The sequence below is a fragment of the Blautia sp. AF19-1 genome, from assembly GCF_003479155.1.
Taxonomy (GTDB): domain Bacteria; phylum Bacillota; class Clostridia; order Lachnospirales; family Lachnospiraceae; genus Fusicatenibacter; species Fusicatenibacter saccharivorans.
Map to the genome: position 1 here is coordinate 102,677 of NZ_QUGQ01000008.1, position 16,477 is coordinate 119,153.

The following is a 16,477-nucleotide window of genomic DNA, read 5'->3' on the forward strand; positions in this document are numbered from 1 at the left end:
CTTTTCTTTGTATTTTTTAGATATTTCTCTGGATAGAAAGTACTTTGTACTGCATAATTCCGGCCGGTGTTTCTACATCGACAATATCATCCTTGTGCGCGCCGATCAGAGCTTTTCCTACCGGAGACTCGTTGGAAATTTTTCCTTCCAGGCTATTTGCCTCGGTGGAACCAACGATCTGGAACTCGATTTCCTCGTCATACTCCAGATCCAGTACGTCTACTTTACATCCGATATTGATCTTATCAGAATCTACTTCGTCCTCAACAACAACCTCTGCGTTTTTCAGGATTTTTTCGATCTCTTCAATTCTTGCCTCGATATCACGCTGCTCATCTTTTGCTGCATCGTACTCGGCGTTCTCGGAAAGGTCTCCCTGCTCTCTTGCTTCTTTGATTTTACCGGCAATTTCTCTACGTTTGTTTACTTTGAGATCATGAAGCTCGTCCTCCAGTTTTTTCAGGCCGGCATAGGTAAGAATCGTTTTTTTCTGTTCCATTTTATACACCCTTTCTATCGTTTCTGTATCCAGTCATATCTGATTTTATTCTGTAAACTCTCCGGAAATGCGCTGTATTTTCAGTATTCCCGGTTGAAATAAGGATAGACTCCGCCTATCCTAACAATTAAAGTAGTATAAAGGATTGCCCACGGAATGTCAAGAAAAAAAGAAACGCAGGAAAGATTTTCTTTTTCACAAATCCTTCCTGCATCTTTCTCTTATTTTTCCTTTATTTTTCGGATGAGCTTCCTGTCAGTGCTTTCTTTTTCCAATTTCCTTTTTTATAGAAAATCAGCGTCAGAAGCGCACCCATGCACCAGCTTACCAGCATGGAAATCCAGAGTACCTGATATCGTCCGTTTGGCAGCTCCGGCGTTCTGGTCAGAAAGGCCAGACCGTATGCCAGCGGCACACGGATTACAACGGTAACAACCATCGAAATCCACATCGGGGTCATCGTATCGCCTGCTCCACGCATGACGCCGGAAAGCGACTGTGTTATTGCCATGGCAATATAGCCGACCGCAAGGATCTTCATCATATTGGCACTTAATGTTACGAGCTCTGTGGTATTCGTAAAGATTCCCATCAGATGATGGCCGAAAATAACAATTAAAAGGGTAATGGTCGTTGAGGTTCCGACTGCAACCAGTGTTCCCTGTTTTGCACCCTGCTCTACGCGGTCCATACGGCGTGCACCGACATTCTGACCGGCATACGTTGTCATCGCGGTACCAAACGAAAAGTTCGGCATCATTGCAAAGCCATCGACACGCATGATGATAACATTCGCGGCGATAACCATTTCACCGAAGCTGTTGGTCAGCGACTGTACGATAACCATCGCCATGGAGAAGATCGCCTGGGTAATACCGGACGGCAGACCAAGGCGGATAATTTCCATCGAATACTGTTTTTTCATTTTCAGATATTTGGGTCTGAAATCAAAGATGTCGGTCATACGCATCAGACGCCACATGCAGAGTACTGCAGAAATTGCCTGCGCAATCACGGTCGCGTATGCAACTCCGGCAACGCCCATGTGGAACTGGGAAACGAATACAATATCCAATACAATGTTGATGACCGTTGCCACCAGCAGATAAATCAGCGCCGAAATCGAATCGCCGAGTCCGCGAAGGATACCACATAGAATGTTATAGTACGCACTGCCGGCACAGCCCACCATCAGGATCACCAGATACGAGGTACACCAGTCGATGATAGAATCCGGTGTTTTCAGCATTTCCAGCAGCGGCCTTGAGAGGACGGCTCCCAGAATCATAATAATGATGGAGGAAATTGCTGTCAGCGTGACGCAGTTTCCGATCGTCATCGAAAGCTCTTTTCTTTGTTTTGCTCCAAAATACTGCGACACCATGACGCCGGCGCCGACGGAAATTCCGACGAACAGAACCAGAAGCAGGTTTAAGATCGGGCTGGCGCTTCCAACTGCCGCAAGCGCGTTGTCCCCGACATATTTTCCGATTACAATACTGTCAACCGTGTTGTAGAGCTGCTGGGCAATGTTGCCGATCAGCATAGGGATTGTAAAAGCTACAATCTTTTCCCACGGCTTTCCCACCGTCATGTCGGACGGTGCGAAAAGTTCCTTCATAGTCATACACTACACTCCCTCTTTAGTGTTTTTTGTCCCAATACCTCTGTTTATCAGTATAGCACAGAAAAAGCACCCATGATATATCAATATTGGCATATCATAGGTACTTTTTTGACTTATTTTTTATCCTCGTTCCCACTCATTCAGCATCTGTTCCAGCGCCTGCAGGCTCTCCACCTGATTGATCGCCGCGCGCAGCTTTGCCGAGTGCGGAAAGCCTGCCGTATACCATGCAACATGCTTGCGCATCTCGCGGATGCCGATCGCGCCGCCCTTATATTCCACCTGCATCCGTGCATGGCGGAGCATCATTTCTTTTACCTCATGCTGGGTCGGCCTTGCAAGCGTTTCGCCTGTTTCCATATAATGAAGAATCTGTTTAAAAATCCACGGATTTCCTTCCGCGCCGCGTCCGATCATGATTCCATCACAGCCGGTCTGCTCCACCAGTGCCTCGGCACTCGCCGCATCTGTCACATCGCCGTTTCCGATAACCGGAATCGAGACTGCCTCTTTTACCCGGCGGATGATATCCCAGTCTGCTTTTCCGGAATAAAACTGCGCTCTCGTTCTTCCATGAACCGCAATTGCGGCCACTCCGCAGTCCTCAAGGATCTTCGCAATTTCCACAGCATTCGCCGATTCTTCGTTAAAGCCCTTTCGGATCTTTACGGTTACAGGCTTTTTCACTGCCTTTACCATGCTTGTCACGATTTCCCTCACCAGATGCGGATCCTTCATAAGGGCCGAGCCTTCGCCGTTATTGACAACCTTTGGCACCGGGCAGCCCATGTTAAAATCCAGAATATCAAACGGCCTTTCTTCGATCTGCGCGGCAATCTGCCCCAAAATCTCCGGATCACTGCCGAAAAGCTGCAGGGACACCGGATGCTCAACCGGATCGATCGTCATCAGATCCTCGGTATTTTTATTTTTATATAAAATTGCCTTCGCACTCACCATTTCCATACAGATCAGGCCCGCGCCCTGCTCCTTGCACAGAACACGAAACGGCAGATCCGTCACCCCCGCCATCGGTGCAAGCACGAGTGGGTTCGGCATCTCCACGTTTCCGATTCTCAGTGGCGGCATCTTTTGCAGTGTACGTTTCTTATTTTCCATTCTGCTTCTCTCCGTCCTCTTCCATCAGCGCCTCCTCCGGCACCTCCTCACCGAGGAAGAAGACACGGTAATACAGCTCCAGGGATTCCAGCAGCTCCTTTTTTTCTTCCTGATACTGCTTAATCCGAAGCGCGCCGCCGATCTCGTCGTACATCGCATCTGCGTCTACGGCCTCCGTCTCAAACTGCAGACTTCCGTCGCTGTCAAACCACATGGTAAAAATACCGCCGATTTCCACCGTAAACATAACACACATAACATGAAGCTCATCCTGCACAGACTGTGGCAGGGATGCAAAATCCTGGTTAAAATAATATTTCTGTTCGTATGCACTTGCTCCGCAGAGCACTACTTTTTCATTATCTGAATACATGATTTTTCCTTTCTCTTCCTTTTTCCGGTCTCTCTATACGTAGCTGTATAAGCCTCGCACCGAAACCTCGCCGGAATGCACCTCAGCGATCGTTCCGTCCTCTTTTTGCACGCGCAGCTCACCGGTCGGCGTGATGCCAAGTGCAACGCCCTCGAACGGTTCCTTCGGATCGAGTACACGCACCGGCTGATCTTTGTTTGCAAGCACAGCCTCATATGCTTCCTTCAGCTCAGAGAGATCCCCTGCTTCCAGGAATTTTTCATAATCCTCCTCAAATGCCTCCAGCACTGCTGCGACCACTTTCGCCCGGTTGACGGGATGACCCATTTCTATCGCCAGTGAGGTCGCAATCTCCGCGATTTCTTCCGGGAATTCCATCTGATTGACATTGATTCCTGTTCCGATGACAACATAATTGATATAATCAATCTGTGCGCTCATCTCTGTCAGGATCCCACAGAGCTTTTTCCTATTCAGCACCGCGTCGTTCGGCCATTTGATTTTCGTATCGACACCGAGCGCTCTTTGCACACCCTGCACTACGGCAAGTCCCATTACAATCGTCAGCATCGGTGCTTTGGCCGGCTCAAGATCCGGATACAGCAGAATCGACATCGAAACGGAAGTTCCCTCCGGCGATTTCCAGACTCTGCCGCGGCGGCCTTTTCCGGCGGTCTGCGTCTCGGCCGTTGTCAGAGTGCCGTTCGGCGCACCTTCTTCCGCCAGCCGCTTCGCCCACGTGTTTGTCGAATCCACCTCGCGGCTGTAATAAACCGTCTGTCCGACATATTTCGTATGCGTGCGGCTTTCCAGCTCATCCTTCGTTACGAGATCCGGCTCATTTAACAGACGGTATCCCTTATTCTGAACAGCCTCAATTTCGTATCCTTCTTCCTTCAACTGATTCATCATCTTCCATACTGCGGTGCGGGAAATCCCAAAATGTTCACACAGCTCCTGTCCGGAAACATTTTTCCCGGATTCCCGCAGAAGGCGCAGCGTCTCAGCTCTCTTATTTTCCAGCATATCGTATTATCACACTCCCCGTGTCGCTTTCTCACATAAGAAGCACGCTTTCTTCGTTTCGTAAAATCAACAGCAGCGCTGCGGAAGAGTTTTCCGCAGCGCTGCTGTGCGTGTTTCTTCGTTATTCTATTATACACAGTCTATTCCGGTTTTTCCACCCAAAACTTTATGCTCCGAGGGTCGCTGCCATAACTGCTTTGATCGTATGCATACGGTTCTCTGCTTCTTCGAATACTCTCGACTGCGCAGATTCAAATACTTCATCGGTTACTTCCATCTCATTCAGGCCGTAGCGGTCGTGGATCTCTTTTCCGATCTTTGTTTTCAGATCGTGGAAGGACGGCAGGCAGTGCAGGAATACGGCGGTATCTTTTGCATTTGCCATTGCTTCTTTTGTGACACGGTACGGAGTCAGATCGTGGATTCTCTCCTCCCATACGCTGTCCGGCTCACCCATAGATACCCAGACATCGGTATAGATAACATCGGCATCTTTTGTTCCTTCTTTTACGTCCTCGGTGAGGGTGATGGTTGCACCGCTCTCCTTTGCATACTCCTCACACTGAGCCACAAGCTCTGCGTCCGGGAAGTATTTCTTCGGTGCACAGGCCACAAAATCCATTCCCATCTTGGCAGATGCAATCATCAGGGAATTTCCCATATTGTAGCGGGCGTCGCCCATGTAAACGAGTTTGATGCCTTTTAAGTGGCCGAACTCTTCCTGGATTGTCAGCATATCGGCGAGCATCTGGGTCGGGTGGTACTCGTTCGTCAGTCCGTTCCATACCGGGACTTTGGAATATTTTGCCAGCTCTTCTACGATCTCCTGGCCGAATCCACGGTACTCGATTCCCTCATACATACCGGCAAGAACGCGGGCTGTATCTTTAATGCTCTCTTTTTTGCCGATCTGGGAACCGGTCGGATCCAGATACGTTGTTCCCATACCGAGATCGTGTGCAGCTACCTCGAAGGAACAGCGGGTTCTGGTGCTGGTTTTCTCAAAAATCAACGCAACGTTTTTACCACGCAGGGTATCCACCGGAATGCCTTTCTTTTTCTTCTCCTTCAGCTCTGCGGACAGATCCAGCAGATAGGCAATCTCTTCCGGTGTAAAATCTTTCAATGTCAGAAAATCGCGTCCTTTTAAATCCATGGCTTGTTCCTCCTTATATCTGCATATGGTGTATTTTATTATTTCCTATACTGTGATGTTGGGTCAAAAGGTTTTTTGCCCCTTGGTTTCCTTGAATAGTCTCTATTATGAAACAGACCTGTTCGTCTGTCAAGAGGAGAATGTATATTTTTACGTATTTTCTTTATATTATTCATATAATATGCATTTTTATGCACTTTAAAAACACTCTCTTTCCATTTTTCCCGTTATCACGGCTGTCACCGGGGGCTCTTGTAACTGCGGACTTTTGTTCGCTGTCCATGAAAAATCTCCCACATCCGGCATCACGCTTTCTGTGGGAGAATTCTCTTTTCTTATCGATTTATCTCTATTTTACTTCTGCACTTCTTTTCCTGCCGGCACTTTCTGTTCCTCCACAATACCTTTAAATGTGGTGGCCAGACTTGCCAGTCCCTGCAGATCGGACGGAACAACAATCTTTGTTGCCTTTCCATTTGCCAGAACACCGAGTGCCTCGAGGCTCTTTAAGGTAAGAACGGCATCGTCCGCACCGGCTTCTTTGATCGCACGGATACCATCGGCATTTGCCTGCTGTACCTTGAGGATTGCCTCTGCCTGGCCTTCTGCCTCACGGATTCGTTTCTCTTTTTCTGCCTCTGCACGAAGAATCGCCGCCTGTTTTTCAGCCTCTGCATCGAGGATGGCCGACTGTTTTTTACCTTCGGCAACAAGGATGGTCGATTTTTTCTCCCCTTCTGCAATCAGGATTGCTTCACGGCGTTCACGCTCTGCCTTCATCTGTTTCTCCATCGCTTCCTGGATGGCTGCCGGAGGCATAATGTTTTTCAGCTCGACACGGTTTACTTTAATTCCCCACGGATCGGTCGCGATATCAAGCGCAGCCTGCATCTTCGTGTTGATGATCTCACGGGATGTCAGCGTTTCATCGAGCTCCAGATCTCCAATGATATTTCGAAGCGTTGTTGCCGTCAGGTTTTCAATTGCCATCAGCGGATTGACAACACCGTATGCAAACAGCTTCGGATCGGTAATCTGGAAGAATACAACGGTATCAATCTGCATCGTAACATTATCTTTTGTGATAACCGGCTGCGGCGGGAAATCCACCACCTGCTCTTTCAGGTTTACGCGAATCGCTACACGCTCGATAAACGGAACCTTAAAATGAAGACCGGTTGCCCAGGTGTCCTTGTATTTTCCAAGGCTCTCTACCACGTAAGCACTAGCCTGCGGTACAATTTTCACACACGATGCTGCGATAAACAATGCAACCACAAGAAGCAAAATCAATAAAATTCCTGCAACTCCTCCACCACTCATGTTTCATTTCCTCCTTCTTTTTCTTTGACCTTTACAATCAGCTTGACGCCTTCCACACGGAGCACCGTAACAACTGCATCCACGGGAATCGTACCTCCTTCGTTCTCTGTACGCGCAGTCCACATGTTTCCTTCAAGCGAAACCATTCCGGTTCCCGCAAGATTGGAGATTTCCTCCGTCACAACTCCTTCCATGCCAACCACACGGTCCACGTTCGTCTTCAGTGTATCCTTATTCAGAAAGCGAACGGCGAGCGGACGTGTAAAAAACAGAAGTACCAGCGATACAACAAGAAACAGTACAATCTGAATTACAATCCCGGCTCCGCACATGGCGGCGATCAAAGCAACAAGCGCCCCACCTGCAAACCAGATCGTCGCAAGGCCAAGTGTTGCTGCCTCAATCACTAAAAAAACGACGAGTGCGATCAGCCAGTAAACCGGCAGGTAAGCTGTAATACCCATGCGTTTTTCCCCCTTTCTGAAAAAATTGGCTGTTGTATTCATCATACTATAATGATGAAAAAATAACAAGCAAAGTTAAAAACATTCAGAAAAAAGAAAGATTTGTCAGGAATCGTCTACAGACTGTCAATTTCAAGCCGGGACATGAAAACGAGGATAGCTGACAAAAAACCATATGCGTGAATACGTAAAAATAATACGAGGGTGAAGCTCAATAGTTTCCAGAATACCGATTTGATTTGAACTGCGTAATGCAGGCAATTCCGTATCGTCAGGGTTTTTCGAACAAACGGATCTGACCCATACTGTTTCAGCAGCTTTCTGACCACAGAAACATTTTTTCCTTCATATGTCATCTCTTCCTTCGCCAGATACATTGCACCAATCACCAGGTGAAACAGCATCAGGTCGCCATAATATACAGAACGTCAACCTTCTTTCACCACTCTTTCATTGTACGCCAGTACATGTTGTGATAAAATTATACAAATATCAGTTTTTGTAATTTTTTTAATATAATACAAACAAGCCACACATAACACTGTACGAAAGGATCACAGCAAATGAAAACTCCTAAAATTGATTTTGTGATTACATGGGTAGACGGGTCAGATCCTGTCTGGGACATGCAGCGGCAGGAAACCTTAAGAAAGCAGGGAATCTTTGTGGATGAATCTCTGGATAACAGTACCGCAAGATATCGCGACTGGGATATTTTGAAATACTGGTTCCGTGGTGTTGAAACATTTGCACCATGGGTCAACCAAATTCATTTTATAACCTATGGGCATCTGCCGAAATGGTTAAAGGAAGAGCATCCCAAACTGCATATTGTGCGGCACGAGGATTTTATTCCTGCGGAATTTCTTCCTACCTTTAGTTCCCATCCGATTGAGTGGAATTTTCATCGCATTGAATGGCTGACAGAAAATTTTGTTTATTTCAATGATGATATGTTTCTCATAAAAAAAGTTTCTCCGGAAGATTTTTTTAGAGACGAAAGACCTGTTGACATGCTTGCGCTTCAGCCAGATGTTGCAAATGCAGATGACCAGATTATGCCGTATGTCTATCTGAACAATGCGATGGTTCTCGCCAAATATTTCGATAAACGGGAAAATATGAAGAAACAGCCGGGCGCATATTTTCATCCCGGCTATCCGTTGATGTATTTCGGATATAATCTTCTGGAAATGGCATTTCCGCGGTTTACCGGATTTTATACCGTACACGGACCATCCCCGCTAAAAAAAGAGTCCTACCGTTTCTTCTGGAAAAACGAAGAAGAGCTTTTGCATCATGTCTGTTGCCATCCTTTCCGTCATAAAGAAGATATCAGCCAGTATGTTCTGCGGGAATATCAGAAGCTGAGCGGAAATTTTGTTCCGAAGAATATTCATAAATTCTGCCGATACTTTAATCTGCAGCCGGAAAACCCGGAGCTGGTAAAGACGATTACGAAGCAGAAGTCAAAATGTATTTGTATCAACGACAACAACTTTGAAGTCCCATATGAAAAAGTAAAACAGGAATTAAACCATGCATTTTCTATCCTGTTTCCGGAAAAATCACAGTTTGAGAAATAAAAAACTGTTTTTCTGTTCGTTCACGTGACAGATTATAAAGCAACATGTATTTTAATTAAAATTGTAATTTTTTACCTCAGATCTATTGACATGTGTGTGATTTTATTTCTATAATAATTTTGTAATAAAAAGAATTTTCACAAGAAAGGAAATTACTGACCTATGACTAAAACTTATAAAAAACCTGTTGTCTCTATCGACACCGGAATGGCAGAAGGCGTTTATGCGGCAAGCGGCCAAGGAACTCTGAATGTTACTTACCACGGCGTGTGGGATCGCTGGGGCACAAATGGCGGTAAAGGTCTTGCAATGGCAGACTGGTCAGGTATTAACGGAACGATCACATTGAACATTACGTTCAACGACACGGTTGATCAGGCGGAAACGGATGATGCATCTGTACAGGCATCCTGCTCCGGAAAGACTGCTACGTTTACCTTTGCCAGCACAGCATCAAATCCGCTGACGATTGGTATCCATTTAAATCACGGAACCAGCATCGACGATCTGAAGATGACCGGCTTCACCTACTCGGTAAGCTAAAAAGCAAACCTGCTCTAAAAACTTTGATAACTGTTCAGAGCCAGGTCTTGCGGTTGTTAGTGCTAAAATTACCGATTCATCTTCAGCAAGTTATCAAAAGAAAAAGCAATGAGGTGCGTCCCCATTGCTTTTTCTTTTTTTATCTTTAAAAATCCTTCTCCATCTCCGCGATCTCCGTTTCACCCACCACTTCGCACTTCTTATCCCGAATCGCATACACTCTCGTACAGATCCCGAGTACCGTAGGCCGATGTGTCGTTACAATGCAGGTTCGCGGATACGTATCCGTCATAATATTGTTCAGCACCTTCCGCTCTGTCGCCACATCAAGTGCTGAGGTTGCTTCATCCAGCAGCAAAATCGGTGATTTCCGAAGCAGTGCGCGCGCAATCGAAAGCCGCTGTGCCTGCCCTTCTGAAAATCCGCCGCCGCGTTCTTTCACCATACTCTCAATACCGTCTGGCAGTTTTTCCACAAAATCCCAGGCACATGCCAGCTTTAATGCCTCCATAATCTCTTCCTCCGTTGCTTCCGGCTTCACATTCCGCATATTTTCCGCTATTGTTCCCGAAAACATCGTGTTTCCCTGCGGCACGTAGGAAAACAGCTTTCGCGTAGACGGCGACAGGGCAAGCCTCTGCGATGGTTCCTCTCCTGCACCGATCCAGGCTTCCCCCTCCTGCGCACGCAGCAGGGACAAAATCAGGCGGAGCATGGTTGTTTTCCCCCCTCCCGACGGGCCAACCAGTGCAATAATCTCATGCGGCCACGCTTCCATCGAAGCATTCGAAAACACTTCCGTCCCTGTGTGATACGTATAGCAAAGATCCTGCATCTTAAGTCCGATACCTCCCGACTGATATTTCTCCGCAAACCGTTCTACTTCGCCATCTGCACTGTAATCCTCCTGCGGCATCTCTACGATATCCATCAGACGGCCGGCTGAAATGCCGAGCGATATCGCCGACGGCACAAGGCTTACCAAAGAGTTGACCGCACCGGTCAGCGTACCGGAAAGGGACAGAAACATGGTCATCGTTCCATAGGAAATTGCTCCGCTCCAGACACGGTAAATTCCCCAGCCATAGCAGCTGTAGGAAACAACGTAGCTGATCAGCGTCATCAGAAGTGATGTTGCAATGGACATTTTCTGGAAATCGAGCCGCATTTTGATGTAGTCCTGCTGCAAATTTTTCAGACGATTTACATAAAATCGAATCATATCGAATGCCTTAATCGTCTGAATATTGGAAAATGCCTCCTGGTTGAAGCCGTACAGCTTCGCGCTCATCTGTGCGCTCCGCTGATTATTGTTTGTCATCCGCCGCAGCAGCGGGCGCGACAGCAGGGCACTGAACGGGATTCCGAGCAGTGCAAAGACTGCAAATGTCGGATCGTAATGAACAACAACTGCCAGTGCACTGATAAATTTTACCGTGTAAATCACAAGATTCGGCAGCCAGTTCAGAATACCTCCGGAAATGTTCGATGCGTCCGAGCTCCAGCGTGTAACCAGATCGCCCGTGTGATAAGTGGTTAAGGATTCCCAGTCCGTCACCAGAATTTTTTCAAAAATGTCATTCTGGATTTCCCGGTCTACTTTCAGGTTAATCATCGTCGAGGCATAACTGGTCGCCTGGGAAATCAGGGTATTTCCAAAGGAAAATCCTATCATCAGCGCAAAGGTCTGAATCAGCTTTCCTGTCTGGTGGCCTGTAATGATATCGACAAGATCCTTTGAGATCACACTCGATGCCAGTGAAACACCGGTTCCGAAAATGCCAAGCGCCGTATAAAAAAGCATGGCTTTCCAGTACCTTCTGGCGTACTGAAAAATCCAGCGAAATTCCTTCCACATCTTCTGCAGCATTTCTGCCTGAAGGTATTTCCCTATCTTCTGCCGAAGCTCCTTCATGATTCATCCTCCTCGATCTGCCGCCGTATCGTTTCCGCCGCTGTGTCATTCTTTGTGCATCGCAGGAAGTAAACCGGCTTTTCCTTTGCAACCGCTTCTGCGAATTTTAAATTTTTTACCATCAGCTCTGCGGTCCAGGGTGGGGAAATCATGCGCTGCATCACGCGGAGCGTTTTCTGTTCTTCTGTCAGAGAAACCAGTTCTTCCGACGGCGCCTTTTCCAACAGTACAATTCCACCCAGCTCTTTTTTCTCCGTCGTAAAGATTTTTGATGTTCCGCACCACGGGATGCCATAGACAACGAATTTCTCTCCCTCTTTTCCGATCAGGTTCAGATCCCCGTTCAGAAACGGTGTCGCAAACAATTTTTTCCAGAGTGCCGTGTGGGTTGATTTTCCCATCCCCGACGGACCGGAAAACAGCCAGGCTTTTTCAAGATACAAAAGGGATGCCGAATGCAGTGCAAACATTCCCCTTCGCTGCGCCAGAAACAGAAATACCGGGCGGATTGCAAGGAAAAGGGAATCCTGCTCTTCCTCGTTGATAGGGCAGCGATAATAAATCCGCGCATAACTGCCGTCTTCTTTCATCCAGATTTCGTAAATATTCTTCAGTGTATCGAACCGGAAAACATAGCCCTCCTCCCAGATGGCAACCGTCAGATCCCTGTTGCGGATCAGAATGGTTCCGTTCTGACGGCTCCCTGGCAGACGTTCTGCCAGTTCTAGGATAAGATCCGGGATTGCTTTCTCCGGATTTCCACCATCTGTCATGCGAAATGCATCAAACTGCTTCGGAATGCATCCTTTTTCTCCATAGACTTCGATTTTTATTCCCGCAATATGCAGCCGCCCCTCACAGCTTCCCTTCGGACAGCCCAGTTCCCGGCGCACAGCGCCAAATACAAGCAGTTCCTGTACAAATGCCTCTATATCCTTCGCCAGTTCTCCCTGCTCCTCTTTTGGGATCTCATAATATGCGGCCATCTTGTCTGTCAGTGCTTCCACCGTCTGCGGCTGTTCCAGCATCTCCCATAACCTCAGAGCCGTTTCATTCAGTTCCATTCCACGCTTCTGGTCTGCAATTTTCTGTCCATAGGGCAAAAGATAAACGGTTTTTCCGATTTTCTGCAGCAGATATCCTTCCTGTCTTCTGATTCTCATTTTTTGTTCCTTTCTGTCTTTTCGCTCCGGAAAAGAGATGCTATAATAAATCTATCTTTTTTTCAGAACGGAGTTTCCATATGTATACCTACGACATTGAACAGCTCTTAAAAGACGGCTCCGCGATCCGGCTGAAGCCGCAGGGCTACAGCATGTATCCGCTTTTTCATCCCGGACGGGATGAGGCCGTCATTGAGGCGTATCCGATTCATCTTCTCCGCCGCGGCGATGTCATTCTTTACCGCCGTGAACAGAGCATTCTTGTGCTTCACCGGATCTGCCGCATTACTTCGGATGGCTTTTATCTGGTCGGGGACAATCAGACCGAAATCGAAGGGCCGCTCCGCCCGGATCAGATCCGTGGGAAGCTGACAGGTGTTGTGCGCAACGGAAAATCGTTTTCTGTCTCTCATCCGGTCTACCGCATGCTTTCCTCTCTCTGGCTGTTCCTGCGCCCCATCCGCCCGTTTTTCTGGCGTATCATGGCACTTTTTCGCAAAATTTCTTCCGGGCGGTAAGCCTGCAAATGACAGGCTGCCGCAAAAAATCATCTGCATCCGCTTCTTTTCATTCCCCGCACCATTTTCACAATACTCTGGAGTCTCCAGCCTCTTCCAAAGAACACACCATTTAGTGCCAGCGGCACCAGAATACAGAGGACAAAACAGAAGATAAATGGCGTCATTCCACCGTTTCCATAGATCAGCGGTATGATCCTTCGCGTCACTGCGACTTCCAGGATCATCACCGCAGTGTATTCGCCCAGATCCCTCGCATAGCGTATCGCTTCCTCTTTCATTCCCAGAAAATCCCGGAAAAAGATAACGTAGCGATAGGAGATCTGCAGCAAATAGGAAAGTAAGGTTCCAAGAAGGACTCCTGTCATGCCATATGGTCTTACAAGTGCAAGCGATACGACCAGATTCAGAACCGCACTTGATGCGCCTGCATTTTTTTCTTTTTCAAACAGTCCTGTTACCCCCATCATAAGACTGAGCGGCAGTCCCATGATTTTGATCAGCAGCACCACAATACAAAGCACTGCTGTTCCCCATCCAAGCTCATACGCGGGACTCAGCCAGATATCGCAGATAAACGGAGTAATCAGTGAAAAAAGTCCCACTGCCACGACGGAAGAAATGCAGAAGAACACAAAGGTCAGCTGCCGCAGAATTTCATAATTCCGCCGATAATTCTTTTCGGTAAAATAATCCCCGATGGTCGGCTGAATCGTGTTGGCAAGAATCGTAAGAATATTGATAATTGCCTGCGTAATCATGCTGTAGTTCGCATACCGTCCTACTGTACCGACGCCGATGAACCCGGAGATAATCAGGTTATCGGTACAGTTCAGCATTTTGTCCGAAACCCTGGAGATAAACACGTTTTTCAGATCCTTTAAGATCAGCTCCTTAAAGAAAGAGGAACCTTTTTCTTTCCGCAGCTGATGAAGGAACGGATATTTCCGTTCCACATACCAGTTAATCCAGATGTTCAGCATCACCTCTGTCACAATCCCAATACCAAGTGCCAGAAGATAATTCTGCTGATATGTCACAAGAAGAATAATCGCCAGATAGCTTACAACATTTAAAATCAGGCCGGCGATACTCGCAATGTATTCCTTCTGGTCTGCAATTAAAAGCGATTTTCGATCGGTGAGCAGATAGGAAAGCACCGTGCGAATCAGCCACATAGCGTACAAGATCCGAATATACGTCAGGGAGTAGCTGTTGTTTTTCATAAACAGATGAATCAGCGGAAGCAGCAGCATTCCCGCCGTGAATACAATCACCGCAAAAATACGGTACGCCTTCCGGTACAGGTTCATCAGCGATGCAATCTCATGCTCATCCTTCCTTGCAAGTGCTCCGTACAGATGATAAACAATGGCTGTCGAAATGCCGAGTTCTGTCACGGACAGGATGTTGATAACATTGGAAATGACTCCGTTCATGCCGACAAGTTCCGCACCCATATACAGATTCATCGCCCGCTGGCTGAAAAATCCAAGAATCAGGAGTGCAAACTGCGAAAACATACTGAAAAAGCTGTTTCGAAATAGATTTTTAATCCGCATGATGTCCTCCTTTTCTTTGTTATGTACTCTCATTACTTTTTTCTGGTTTTTACTGTTTCGAAATGGTATGATGGAATGATACGGCACCGTTTTTACAGAAAACCAGGCGATCGCAAATGCTTTTGTCACTGGACTTATATCTGCCTGACCAGAAAGGATTTTTATGAAAAAAAGAGCTTTTTCCCGTATTTTATTCTCGCTTCTGCTCCTGTTGTTTCTCATCCTGTTTGCTTTTCTTTGCATCTGCGCTTTTTATCATGTCAGTTATACACCGGAAGCGTGTACGGAATCCGCAGATGAATTGTCCAATCCGTATATCGGATTTTATTCGATGTACGGCTACGTTCTCGGAAACGATACACTCTCCAATCTTCCCGACCCGGATTCCAATCCCGAAGAGACACCCGGACTTGTGATGCTGGAGCTGAATCTGCGCCGGTTTGCCGATCAGGATCTTTCCGATCCGGCACTTGCACAGCTTGACACGATTTTGTCCTCCTGGCAGAAACACGGAAATTCGATGATTCTGCGCTTTCTGTACGACTGGGACGGCAAAGCGAAAGAATCGGAACCGCAAAGCCTCGACCAGATTCTGCGCCACATGGATCAGACCGCCGCGATTGTGAACCGTTACACGGACAGTGTTTTTCTGATCCAGGGTATTTTTGTCGGCAACTGCGGAGAGATGAATGGCTCCGACCATCTGTCCGATGAAGACTGCTCCATTCTGATGCAGCATCTGGCAGACGTGATCGATCCTTCGATTTTTCTGTCCGTCCGCACACCGGTACAGCGACGGAAGATTCTGAATTCGGCAGAGCTGCCTTCCGCAGAAACTGCTTTTGATGGCTCACTTTCCTCCCGCCTCGGGCTTTTCAATGACGGAATGCTCGGAACAGCAAATGATACCGGCACATACGGAGATACGCCTGCCTCTGCGGATGCTTATCGCTCTGCCTGGGTGCGTGAGGATGAGCTTGACTTTCAGGACAGGCTCTGCAATTTTGTTCCAAACGGCGGCGAGGTGATTCTCGACAATCCCTTCAATGACCTTGACCATGCCCTTTCGGATCTCTCCCGGATGCATGTTTCTTATTTGAATTCAGAGCATGATCCGGCGGTTCTGGATAAGTGGAAAAATTCGGTTTACCACGATGAAGCTTCGGTTTTTGACGGTATATCCGGCTACGACTATATCGCCCGCCATATGGGTTACCGCTATGTGGTTCGCAACACCACCCTGCATCAGTCCCGGCTGAACATAGAACTTGAAAATGTCGGCTTTTCCGTCGGCTACCGCAGACTTGACGTAAAAATCACCCTGGTTTCCGGTGACGGCAGGATTTTCTCCTTCCCACTTTCCGGGGATTCCAGATTCTGGCTCCCCAAAAATACCTCAGAGCTTTCGGTTTCACTTCCGTTCCGTGAACTGGAAAAGGGAACCTATACGGTATATTTTCGGATGACCGATCCGTCACTTTGGCGGGAAATCCAGCCTGCCAACACGTTTTCCCATGATTCTTACGGATTCCGGCTCGGAACACTGACGCTGGAAAAGCTGCTCTGATACGTGCCCAGAAACACACGCCCGCTTTCCGCATTC

At 47.4% G+C, this 16,477-nt stretch carries 15 protein-coding genes; 4 read left to right on the top strand and 11 right to left on the bottom strand.

Going from position 1 to position 16,477, the window contains the following annotated elements:
- Positions 1-16: 16 nt before the first annotated feature.
- The 8 genes from greA to DWX26_RS07300 all read right to left on the bottom strand — a co-directional run bounded on the left by greA (position 17) and on the right by DWX26_RS07300 (position 7,587).
- The gene (gene greA, locus DWX26_RS07265) at positions 17-499 is read right to left on the bottom strand and encodes a transcription elongation factor GreA (RefSeq protein ID WP_022461080.1); all 483 of its coding nucleotides are present in this window, start codon (positions 497-499) and stop codon (positions 17-19) included.
- A 232-nt stretch (positions 500-731) separates the two neighbouring features.
- Positions 732-2,126: an MATE family efflux transporter gene (locus DWX26_RS07270; protein ID WP_118601149.1), complete on the bottom strand. Its 1,395-nt coding sequence runs from the start codon at positions 2,124-2,126 to the stop codon at positions 732-734.
- Between the two features lie 120 nt (positions 2,127-2,246).
- Complete coding sequence (dusB, locus tag DWX26_RS07275; RefSeq protein ID WP_243030573.1) at positions 2,247-3,245, bottom strand: tRNA dihydrouridine synthase DusB; 999 nt, start codon at positions 3,243-3,245, stop codon at positions 2,247-2,249.
- Positions 3,235-3,618 carry a DUF6145 family protein gene (locus DWX26_RS07280; RefSeq protein ID WP_118601150.1) on the bottom strand — a complete coding sequence of 128 codons (384 nt, stop codon included), beginning with the start codon at positions 3,616-3,618 and terminating at the stop codon, positions 3,235-3,237. The genes dusB and DWX26_RS07280 overlap by 11 nt, the downstream gene beginning before the upstream one ends.
- Before the next feature lie 33 nt (positions 3,619-3,651).
- Positions 3,652-4,644 (bottom strand): biotin--[acetyl-CoA-carboxylase] ligase, encoded by a 993-nt coding sequence (locus DWX26_RS07285; RefSeq protein ID WP_118601151.1) that lies wholly within the window; start codon positions 4,642-4,644, stop codon positions 3,652-3,654.
- 166 nt (positions 4,645-4,810) lie between these two features.
- On the bottom strand, positions 4,811-5,800 hold the full coding sequence (gene argF, locus DWX26_RS07290; protein ID WP_118601152.1) for an ornithine carbamoyltransferase: 990 nt from the start codon (positions 5,798-5,800) through the stop codon (positions 4,811-4,813).
- 354 nt (positions 5,801-6,154) lie between these two features.
- On the bottom strand, positions 6,155-7,123 hold the full coding sequence (locus tag DWX26_RS07295) for an SPFH domain-containing protein (RefSeq protein WP_117510131.1): 969 nt from the start codon (positions 7,121-7,123) through the stop codon (positions 6,155-6,157).
- Positions 7,120-7,587 (bottom strand): NfeD family protein, encoded by a 468-nt coding sequence (locus DWX26_RS07300; protein WP_118601153.1) that lies wholly within the window; start codon positions 7,585-7,587, stop codon positions 7,120-7,122. Before DWX26_RS07300 ends, DWX26_RS07295 begins: the two co-directional genes overlap by 4 nt.
- Positions 7,588-8,150: 563 nt before the next feature.
- Between DWX26_RS07300 and DWX26_RS07310 the strand changes: the two genes are divergently transcribed.
- The gene (locus DWX26_RS07310) at positions 8,151-9,173 is read left to right on the top strand and encodes a stealth family protein (RefSeq protein WP_118601155.1); all 1,023 of its coding nucleotides are present in this window, start codon (positions 8,151-8,153) and stop codon (positions 9,171-9,173) included.
- Positions 9,174-9,335: 162 nt separating this feature from the next.
- Entirely contained in the window at positions 9,336-9,716 is a 381-nt protein-coding gene (locus DWX26_RS07315; RefSeq protein ID WP_118595567.1) for a hypothetical protein, read from the top strand.
- Positions 9,717-9,861: 145 nt separating this feature from the next.
- Here DWX26_RS07315 and DWX26_RS07320 read toward each other — a convergent pair whose 3' ends face one another.
- Together DWX26_RS07320 and DWX26_RS07325 are read right to left on the bottom strand one after the other, a co-directional pair.
- Positions 9,862-11,631, bottom strand: a complete 1,770-nt coding sequence (locus tag DWX26_RS07320; protein ID WP_118601156.1) for a peptidase domain-containing ABC transporter — start codon at positions 11,629-11,631, stop codon at positions 9,862-9,864.
- A complete protein-coding gene (locus DWX26_RS07325; RefSeq protein ID WP_118601157.1) occupies positions 11,628-12,794 on the bottom strand; it encodes a PqqD family protein in 1,167 nt (388 codons plus the stop codon). Before DWX26_RS07325 ends, DWX26_RS07320 begins: the two co-directional genes overlap by 4 nt.
- A gap of 80 nt (positions 12,795-12,874) precedes the next feature.
- On the opposite strand from DWX26_RS07325, the gene DWX26_RS07330 reads away from it, so the two are divergent.
- Positions 12,875-13,312, top strand: coding sequence for a S24/S26 family peptidase (locus tag DWX26_RS07330; RefSeq protein ID WP_118601158.1), 438 nt, complete (start codon positions 12,875-12,877; stop codon positions 13,310-13,312).
- Between the two features lie 29 nt (positions 13,313-13,341).
- On the opposite strand, the gene DWX26_RS07335 is transcribed toward DWX26_RS07330, so the two are convergent.
- A complete protein-coding gene (locus DWX26_RS07335) occupies positions 13,342-15,003 on the bottom strand; it encodes a lipopolysaccharide biosynthesis protein (protein ID WP_158580593.1) in 1,662 nt (553 codons plus the stop codon).
- A 34-nt stretch (positions 15,004-15,037) separates the two neighbouring features.
- Between DWX26_RS07335 and DWX26_RS17140 the strand changes: the two genes are divergently transcribed.
- Positions 15,038-16,441 (top strand): DUF4832 domain-containing protein, encoded by a 1,404-nt coding sequence (locus DWX26_RS17140; protein ID WP_118601160.1) that lies wholly within the window; start codon positions 15,038-15,040, stop codon positions 16,439-16,441.
- Positions 16,442-16,477: the final 36 nt, after the last annotated feature.

Excerpts from the sequence above, each read along its gene's own strand:
- greA (WP_022461080.1), bottom strand. The coding sequence starts at position 499 with ATGGAACAGAAAAAAACGATTCTTACCTATGCCGGCCTGAAAAAACTG.
- DWX26_RS07270 (WP_118601149.1), bottom strand. The coding sequence starts at position 2,126 with ATGACTATGAAGGAACTTTTCGCACCGTCCGACATGACGGTGGGAAAG.
- dusB (WP_243030573.1), bottom strand. The coding sequence starts at position 3,245 with ATGGAAAATAAGAAACGTACACTGCAAAAGATGCCGCCACTGAGAATC.
- DWX26_RS07280 (WP_118601150.1), bottom strand. The coding sequence starts at position 3,618 with ATGTATTCAGATAATGAAAAAGTAGTGCTCTGCGGAGCAAGTGCATAC.
- DWX26_RS07285 (WP_118601151.1), bottom strand. The coding sequence starts at position 4,644 with ATGCTGGAAAATAAGAGAGCTGAGACGCTGCGCCTTCTGCGGGAATCC.
- argF (WP_118601152.1), bottom strand. The coding sequence starts at position 5,800 with ATGGATTTAAAAGGACGCGATTTTCTGACATTGAAAGATTTTACACCG.
- DWX26_RS07295 (WP_117510131.1), bottom strand. The coding sequence starts at position 7,123 with ATGAGTGGTGGAGGAGTTGCAGGAATTTTATTGATTTTGCTTCTTGTG.
- DWX26_RS07300 (WP_118601153.1), bottom strand. The coding sequence starts at position 7,587 with ATGGGTATTACAGCTTACCTGCCGGTTTACTGGCTGATCGCACTCGTC.
- DWX26_RS07310 (WP_118601155.1), top strand. The coding sequence starts at position 8,151 with ATGAAAACTCCTAAAATTGATTTTGTGATTACATGGGTAGACGGGTCA.
- DWX26_RS07315 (WP_118595567.1), top strand. The coding sequence starts at position 9,336 with ATGACTAAAACTTATAAAAAACCTGTTGTCTCTATCGACACCGGAATG.
- DWX26_RS07320 (WP_118601156.1), bottom strand. The coding sequence starts at position 11,631 with ATGAAGGAGCTTCGGCAGAAGATAGGGAAATACCTTCAGGCAGAAATG.
- DWX26_RS07325 (WP_118601157.1), bottom strand. The coding sequence starts at position 12,794 with ATGAGAATCAGAAGACAGGAAGGATATCTGCTGCAGAAAATCGGAAAA.
- DWX26_RS07330 (WP_118601158.1), top strand. The coding sequence starts at position 12,875 with ATGTATACCTACGACATTGAACAGCTCTTAAAAGACGGCTCCGCGATC.
- DWX26_RS17140 (WP_118601160.1), top strand. The coding sequence starts at position 15,038 with ATGAAAAAAAGAGCTTTTTCCCGTATTTTATTCTCGCTTCTGCTCCTG.